Annotated in this window: 9 protein-coding genes; 6 read left to right on the plus strand and 3 right to left on the minus strand. The window is 64.6% G+C overall.

Translation table 11 applies throughout. The annotated features are described in order from the left end of the window. The coding region (locus AC1DT3_RS07555) for a hypothetical protein (protein ID WP_477464639.1) at positions 1-232 on the plus strand (232 nt) is incomplete at its 5' end. Between the two features lie 444 nt (positions 233-676). Continuing rightward, positions 677-1000 carry a hypothetical protein gene (locus AC1DT3_RS07560; protein WP_477464640.1) on the plus strand — a complete coding sequence of 108 codons (324 nt, stop codon included), beginning with the start codon at positions 677-679 and terminating at the stop codon, positions 998-1000. A 107-nt stretch (positions 1001-1107) separates the two neighbouring features. On the opposite strand, the gene metW is transcribed toward AC1DT3_RS07560, so the two are convergent. Then, positions 1108-1743 (minus strand): methionine biosynthesis protein MetW, encoded by a 636-nt coding sequence (gene metW, locus AC1DT3_RS07565; protein ID WP_477464641.1) that lies wholly within the window; start codon positions 1741-1743, stop codon positions 1108-1110. Continuing rightward, complete coding sequence (gene metX / locus AC1DT3_RS07570; protein ID WP_477464642.1) at positions 1740-2909, minus strand: homoserine O-acetyltransferase MetX; 1170 nt, start codon at positions 2907-2909, stop codon at positions 1740-1742. Before metX ends, metW begins: the two co-directional genes overlap by 4 nt. A gap of 171 nt (positions 2910-3080) precedes the next feature. On the opposite strand from metX, the gene AC1DT3_RS07575 reads away from it, so the two are divergent. From AC1DT3_RS07575 to AC1DT3_RS07585, 3 genes are all read left to right on the plus strand, one after another. Then, entirely contained in the window at positions 3081-3932 is an 852-nt protein-coding gene (locus AC1DT3_RS07575) for a chorismate mutase (RefSeq protein WP_477464643.1), read from the plus strand. 172 nt (positions 3933-4104) lie between these two features. Then, positions 4105-5208 (plus strand): histidinol-phosphate transaminase, encoded by a 1104-nt coding sequence (hisC, locus tag AC1DT3_RS07580; RefSeq protein ID WP_477464644.1) that lies wholly within the window; start codon positions 4105-4107, stop codon positions 5206-5208. Continuing rightward, entirely contained in the window at positions 5201-6145 is a 945-nt protein-coding gene (locus AC1DT3_RS07585; RefSeq protein WP_477464645.1) for a prephenate/arogenate dehydrogenase family protein, read from the plus strand. Before hisC ends, AC1DT3_RS07585 begins: the two co-directional genes overlap by 8 nt. 163 nt (positions 6146-6308) lie before the next feature. On the opposite strand, the gene AC1DT3_RS07590 is transcribed toward AC1DT3_RS07585, so the two are convergent. Then, entirely contained in the window at positions 6309-7376 is a 1068-nt protein-coding gene (locus AC1DT3_RS07590; protein ID WP_477464646.1) for a DUF2125 domain-containing protein, read from the minus strand. 78 nt (positions 7377-7454) lie between these two features. On the opposite strand from AC1DT3_RS07590, the gene AC1DT3_RS07595 reads away from it, so the two are divergent. Beyond that, positions 7455-7958 (plus strand): gamma-glutamylcyclotransferase (locus AC1DT3_RS07595; RefSeq protein WP_477464647.1); only part of this gene is annotated, 504 nt, incomplete at its 3' end.

The raw sequence follows: 7958 nt of genomic DNA on the forward strand, positions 1-7958 counted from the left end.
CGTCGCGATGATGGTGACAGTGCTCGGCGTCGCATGGATCGGAATGCGAGGTTTGGTGGAGGTGATGAGAGTCCGGCGGAGGAACGCAGCCGACCTGGTCATGTCCGGGACTGACCAAGATCGCGCAGCCTATGACCACGCCATGCGAACCGCTCTCCTGCCATTCCGAGACATCGTGCCTGCCGTCATTCCGGGGCGAGTGGAGCGAGAGCCCGGAACCCATAAACGCTGACGCTACAGGTAGAGCACCGTGACTGTCGCGCGCCCCTTTCGTTCCCTTCAGTGGCTATGGGTTCCGGGCTCCACTACGCGGCCCCAGAATGACGGGCGGTGGTGGCCGGGACGAGCCCGACCATGACAGGGGAGGGGGAGTTTTTGCGCCGCTGCGCAACCGCTTCCCTCCTCGCCCTTGCCGGAACGGACGTTGACCGGCGCATGAAATCCAGTGTTACGTCGATCCTGGAGCTGGGCTGAACCMGGCTCTGGGGCGTGAGAACCCTTTACGCAGCGGCAAGCATCTGCCGCAACGATGCCTTCCTTGCCTTACGGCCGGGGAGGCGCTGTCGTATGTCCAGGGCGAAAGCCTAAAGGGCAGCGCGGTCGTCTGCGTACGGCTTCTCAACTCCCCGACCACCAGGGCTCCTGGTGGTCGTTCTCGTTTCAAGGGAGGGGATTGATGGACCCGATGATACCGGCGTTTGGCGAATACAGCGTGGTCGCTGATTTTCTCAACAAGTTCCACACGGCGAGCGAGATCATTCAGGCGCTGATGATCGTCGCGATGATGGTGACAGTGCTCGGCGTCGCATGGATCGGAATGCGAGGTTTGGTGGAGGTGATGAGAGTCCGGCGGAGGAACGCAGCCGACCTGGTCATGTCCGGGACTGACCAAGATCGCGCAGCCTATGCCATGCGAACCGCTCTCCTGCCATTCCGAGACATCGTCCCCGCCGTCATTCCGAGCCCAGTGGAACGAGAGCTCGGAACCCACGAACGCTGACGCTGAAAGACAGAGCGCGAAATCGTCGTGCTCCATTCGCTACCCTCGGCGGTGATGGGTTCCGGGCACCGCCGCGCGGCCCCGGAATGATGGGGCCTGCTGGGCGCTCAGCCCCGCTTGAGCAGGAACACGCCCTGGGCGCCAAAAAGATTCCAGACCCACCAGGGCAGGGCGACGCGGATCGGGTGACCGCCGGCATCGAGGGCGACCGCCTTTTCCATTTCCGCGCCCACTTCGTTGCACAATTCGACGAAGTCGCGGATCGTGCAGAAATGGATGTTGGGCGTGTCGTACCAGGAGAACGGCATGTTTTCGGTCACCGGCATGCGACCGCGGAACGTGAGATCGAAACGCACGCGCCAATGGCCGAAATTCGGGAACGACACGATGGCGCGGCGGCCGATGCGCAGCAGATGTTCGAGCACCACTTTGGGTTGGCGCGTCGCCTGGATGGTCTGCGACAGGATCACGTAATCGAAGGCGTCGTCGGGATAGTCCGCGAGGTCCGTGTCGGCGTCGCCCTGGATCACCGGCAATCCCTTGGCGAGGCATTCGTTGACACCCTCACGCGAGATTTCGATGCCGCGTCCGTCGATGGCGCGGCGGTCGCGAAGCAACTGGAGCAGCGATCCGTCGCCGCTGCCGATGTCGAGAACGCGCGAGCCCTTCGCCACCATGTCGGCGACGAGCAGAAAGTCGAGACGAGGGCTGCGATGGTCCAAGAGTTCGACGGAATTCGTCATTCGAGTCCTCGCACCCGGGCCGCTGCGTCGATGAAACCGCGCGCTGCCGCAAACATTTCCGGCTCGTCGAGCAGAAAGGCGTCATGGCCCTTGTCGCTCTGAATCTCGACGAAACCGACCGATGCCGCCGCTGCGTTCAGCGCGTGCACGATGGCGCGCGAATCGGACGTCGGAAACAGCCAGTCGGATGAGAACGAGATCACACAGAAACGTGTCGCCTTGCCGCGAAACGCATTGGCGAGAACGCCGCCATGCTCCGCCGCGAGATCGAAATAATCCATCGCCCGCGTGGCATAGAGATACGAGTTTGCGTCGAACCGTTCGACGAACGACAGGCCTTGGTAGCGCAGGTAGCTCTCGATCTGGAAATCGGCGTCGAAGGAGAAGGTCGGCGCGATGCGGTCCTGCAGATTGCGCCCGAACTTGCGGTGCAACGTCGTTTCCGACAGGTAGGTGATGTGCGCGCCCATGCGGGCGACGGCGAGGCCTTTCGATGGACGCGTATCCTCCTTGAGGTAGCGTCCGGCGCGCCAATCGGGATCGGCCATGATCGCCTGACGGCCGACCTCGTGGAAGGCGATGTTCTGTGCCGAGTGCCGCGCGGCGGTCGCGATCGGAAGCGCGGCGAAAACCCGTTCGGGATAGCTCGCGGCCCATTGCAGCACCTGCATGCCGCCCATGGACCCGCCGATGACGCAGAACAAGCTCTCGATCCCGAGCCGCTCCACCAGTGCCGCCTGGGCGCGGACCATGTCGTGAATGGTGACCACGGGAAAGTCGAGCGCATAGGGCTCGCCCGTGGTCTCGTTGATGGAGGCCGGGCCGGTGGTGCCCATGCAACCGCCGATGACGTTGGCGCAAATGACGAAGAAGCGATCCGTATCGACCGGGCGACCCGGGCCGACCATCGTCGTCCACCACCCCGGTTTGCCGGTCACCGGGTTGATGTTGGCCACGTGCTGATCGCCGGTCAGGGCATGACAGATCAAGACCGCGTTCGTCTTGTCCGCGTTGAGCGTGCCGTAGGTCTGATAGGCGATCTGCCAGGGCGCGAGAGGGACACCTGCATCCATCATCAGAGGCGCATCGACGCCAAAGCGCATGACGAGGCTCGACGGGTCGTCGACCTGGCTGCGCGGTTCGGCGGGATGGGAGGAACTGGACATGAATACCGAAATTGTTCGTCCTTTCGAACACCGGTAGCGGCGGCGACCGCAGGCGTCAACGCGGATGGGTGCAGGCCGGCGCAGGCCGGCCCCGCAGCTCGACCCGCACATCAGCCCTTGGCAGGGGCGCTTCCGGCTGCGAAAGAAGGGAAACTTCGCCAGGATTGATCGATGAGCGCCCAAGATTCCACCCCCTCGCAGAGCAATGGCCCTTCGCTTGCGACCCTGCGTCAGGAGATCGACAGGATCGACGAAACGATGCACCGGCTCCTGATGGAGCGCGGGACCATCATCGACCGGCTGATCCAGGTGAAGAAGACCACCGATTCCGGATCGGCCTTCCGGCCTGGCCGCGAAGCGTCGATGATGCGGGCGCTGGCGGAACGTCACGAGGGCCTTCTGCCCCTCGATACGGTCGAGAGCATCTGGCGCGTCATCATCGCGACCTTCACGTATGTCCAGGCGCCCTATTCGATCCACGCGGACATTTCCGGCGGCGACGCGCCGATGCGCGATTCGGCGCGCTTCCATTTCGGCTTCACGGTCCCTTATCAGAGCCATCCGAGCGCCGACGCGGTCATCGAGGCGGTGGCGACATCGCGCGGCGACCTCGGCATATTCCGCATCGACCAGGGCGCGTCGAGCGGTGCCTGGTGGCGCACTCTGGCGGCAAATGATCGCCCGAAGATCATCGCCCGCCTGCCGTTCATCGAGCGCCCCGGCCATCCGGCAGGAACGCCGGTCTTCGTCATCTCCAAGCCGCTGACCGACGCCGCCGTGCGCGATGTCATCCTGTACGCCGCGCAATTCGAGCGATGGCACAAGGGCGTCAACGGTGCGCTCGCCGGTTTCGGCGGCGAGGTGGTGGCGAGCGCGGCCGATGCGGAGGGTCTTTCCGCTCTCGTCGCCGTTCCAGGCACGCTGGCGCGGGACGATGTCCATCGGGCTTTGACGGATGCCGGCGCAAGCCTCAGCGCGCTGATCGAGGTCGGCAGCCATGCCGAGCGCTTTCACGTGCCATAGAGAAACCATCCTGGCGCCCCAGCCGCCGAAGTGCTAACCGTTCCGCGAAAGATCTCGCGCCAATTCAACAGCTTAGGCCACGATTGGCGCGCGAATAAAAAAGCCTCAGAACCAAATCCAATGTGCGCCTCTGGCAGGCGCGCAGCGTCGAGATCGAAAACCAGGAAGAGCGATGTCCGTCCGTCCAGAGCCGCGCCCCGGCGTGATGCAGATCGAAGCCTACGTGCCCGGCAAGAGTGCCGCGACGGGCGTCAACAAGATCCATAAGCTGTCCTCGAACGAGACGCCGCTCGGTCCGTCGCCCAAAGCCATTGCGGCGATCAAGGCGGCCGATCAATACGAGCTCTATCCGGACGGGTCCGCCGCCAAACTGCGCGAGGCGATCGCCGGAAAATACGGGCTCGATCCCGCCCGCATCCTGTGCGGCGCCGGGTCCGACGAACTGTTGTCGCTCATCACCCACACCTATGTCGGCCCGGGCGACGAGGGCATTTTCTCCGAACACGGGTTCCTGGTGTACCGCATCGCGATCCTCGCCGCCGGCGGCACGCCGGTCGTCGCGCCGGAGAAGGATTACAAAGCGGATGTGGATGCCATTCTCGCCAAGGTGACGCCGAAGACCAAGATCGTCTTCCTCGCCAATCCGAACAACCCGACCGGCACTTATCTTCCCTTCAACGAGGTCAAGCGCCTGCACGCCGGCCTGCCGCCGCACGTTCTTCTCGTGCTGGATGCGGCCTATGCCGAATATGTCCGCCGCAACGATTACGAATCCGGCCTCGAACTGGTCGCCACGTCGGACAACGTGGTGATGATGCGGACCTTCTCGAAAGTCTACGGGCTCGCCAATCTCAGGCTCGGCTGGATGGTCGCGCCGGCCCACGTGATCGATGCGGTCAATCGCGTCCGCGGGCCCTTCAACATCAACGGCCCCGCCATGGTCGCCGGYATCGCCGCGATTCAGGACGAAGCTCACCTGGCAAAGGCGCTCGCCCACAACGATCAATGGCTCGCATGGTTGACGAACGAGATCACGGCGCTCGGTCTCAACGTCACGCCGAGCGTCGGCAACTTCATCCTGATTCATTTTTCGCAGGAGGCTGGAAAAACCGCAGTGGACGCCGACGCCTACTTGTCGCGCCGCGGCCTCATCCTGCGCCGGATCGACAGTTATGGCCTGCCCGACGGACTTCGCCTGACCGTCGGCACCGAGGAAGCCAACCGTCTCGTCGTCGACGCGTTGCGTGATTTCATGAGCGGAAAACACCATGCCTGAGCGTCTTGGTCCGCCGCTGAAGGAACCGCTCTTTCGACGGGTCGCCATCGTCGGCTTGGGCCTGATCGGTTCGTCGATCATCCGCGCCGCCCGCCGACTCAACCTTGCGACCGAACTCGTCGCCGTCGATCGTGACGAAGCGGTGTTGTCCCGGGTGCGCGCTCTCGGCCTCGCCGACATCGCCACCTCTGACATCGCCGCGGGCGTGCGCGACGCCGATTTCGTCATTCTCTGCGTTCCCGTCGGCGCGTGCGGAGCGGTGGCGCAGGCGATGTCGGGCGGGCTCAAACCAGGCGCGATCATATCCGATGTCGGTTCGGTTAAGTCGTCGGTCGTGTCCCAGGTCCAGCCGCATCTGCCGGACGGTGTGCATTTCGTCCCCGCCCATCCGGTGGCGGGCACCGAACATTCCGGCCCCGATGCGGGTTTCGCCACCCTGTTCCACCACCGTTGGTGCATCCTGACGCCGCCGGAGGGAACCGACGAAGCGGCTGTCGCGCGTGTCCGGGGCTTCTGGGAAGCGATGGGCTCCAATGTCGAAGAGATGACCCCGCAGCACCACGATCTCGTACTCGCCATCACCAGCCACGTGCCGCACCTGATCGCCTACAACATCGTCGGGACGGCGGCCGACCTCGAGACGGTCACCCAATCCGAGGTCATCAAGTTTTCGGCCGGCGGTTTTCGCGATTTTACCCGCATCGCCGCTTCCGATCCGACCATGTGGCGCGACGTGTTTCTCCACAACAGGGAGGCGGTGCTCGAAATGCTCGGCCGCCTCAACGAGGACATCGCGCTCCTGGCCCGAGCGATCCGCTGGGGCGAGGGCGACAAGTTGTTCGACCTCTTCACCCGCACCCGCGCCATCCGCCGCGGCATCATCTCGGAAGGCCAGGAAACGGCAGAACCCGATTTCGGCCGACGTCGCGAGGATTAGCGGTTTCATGGCGTCACCGGCGCCTCAACACCGTCTCCCACACGGTGTCATCACCTGGCTCGTCCCGGCGGCCGCCGACGAGAAAAAGTACCGCTTTCATCCCATCGAGGCGACCGGGAACAGACCCAGCCGTGATGCGCTGATAAAGCCTGCGCCCATCCCCTCAATACAGCGGCTGCAGCCGTACGCCCGGTATCACGAATGGGCCGAGAGCCATCTTGCCGTTTTCCAAGCGCAGCGGCGGCAAGGGCAGGAGGTTGGGCTGGCTCGGTTGCCTGTTGGCGTTGCGCGCCGGTTGTCCGAACAGGGCGCCGAGGAGCGCGCCGGCGGCACGTCCTCCGGACGAATTGCCGAGGAGGCCGTCGAGGCCGGCGGCGGCGATGTCGAGCTGTCCGGATGGACGGTGGAGTTCGTCGAGCCCGATCTGGCCCTTGCCTTCGAGCTTGCGGCTGCCCTTGGCGAGCGAGAGCATCAGGATGTCGACGCGTCCGTCGGCGTAGCGCCAGCGTTCGAGTTCCTCGACGACCGGACGGCCGCGGAAACCCTCGGCCTTCGTCACGGTCGCGTCGAGTTGCAGATCGGTCGGATCGGCGCCGCCGATGAGGTTGTCGAGGGCGGGGATTTTCGCCTGTCGGGTGGACAGGGCGACGTCGTAGGCGCCTTCGCCCGTCCGCGTCGGATTGGGCCTCAGATGCAGTTCGAAATGGGCGCTGGAGGTGGCGAGTTCCGTCGGTGATAGACCCGTGATGACGATGTTCGGCGCTTCCGCGACGAGGGACGCGCGCTGCAGGCCGCCGTTCGGCGTGGCATGAACGCTGGTTTGCAGAAGGTCCCAGGTACCCTTCAAGGTGACGATGCCGTCGGTGGCCTCGAGTGGGCCCTCGATTTCGGTGATGACGAAGCGTGGTTGATAGACCTGCGCCACCGACTCGACCCGGCCGAGGGAGGCGGTGGCGGTGCCCTGCTTCAACGTGAGGCTGCCGCAGATGACCTCGACCCGGAACGGATAGCCGCCGATCGTTCTGTCGCGACAGGTCCAGTTGCGTCCGCCTTTGGCCTCGCTGGCGAGCCAGCGGTCGAGGCCCTCTTCCGTGCGGTTTCGGATGACGACCCACGCGATGCTCCAGGCAACCGCGATCAGGACGAGGAGGGCGAACGGGGCATAGAGCCAGAAGCGATTGCTCCGGACCGCGTGAGCGGCGTCGGCGTGAGCGTCCGATTGGGCTTCCATCCACGTCTCCTGTTGTGTCGGGTCTTGTTAGCTGGTAGCGCCGGAAACAGGCAAGGTTCGGGCAGGTCATTGGCGGAAATGACGAACGAAGACGGCGATCTCTGGGTGTTCGGCTACGGCTCTCTCATGTGGCGGCCGGGCTTCCCCTTCGCCGAGCGCCGCCACGCGCACCTGCACGGCTATCATCGGTCGCTCTGCGTCTTGTCGCATGTCCACCGGGGAACGCCCGAAAAGCCGGGTCTGGTGCTCGGGTTGGACCGGGGAGGGCGCTGCCATGGCGTAGCGTTCCGGGTCCTCGCTCCGGAAGCCGCGGCCACCATCGATTATCTGCGTGAGCGCGAACAGGTCACCTCTGTCTATCTGGAAAAAACCCTACCGGTCCGCCTCGACGACGGACGCTCGGTCACGGCTCTCGCTTACGTCGTGGATCGCCGGCATCCGCAATATACCAGCCGCCCGACGCTCGACGGCGTGCTGCCGCTCGTGCGCCAGGGCCAGGGCGTTTCGGGAGCGAACGTGGATTACGTACGGTCCACCCGTGAACATCTGGTGGCGATGGGCGTAGACGACCCGCTGCTCGCC

The sequence above is a fragment of the Microvirga sp. P4_G7 genome (genome assembly GCF_056401005.1).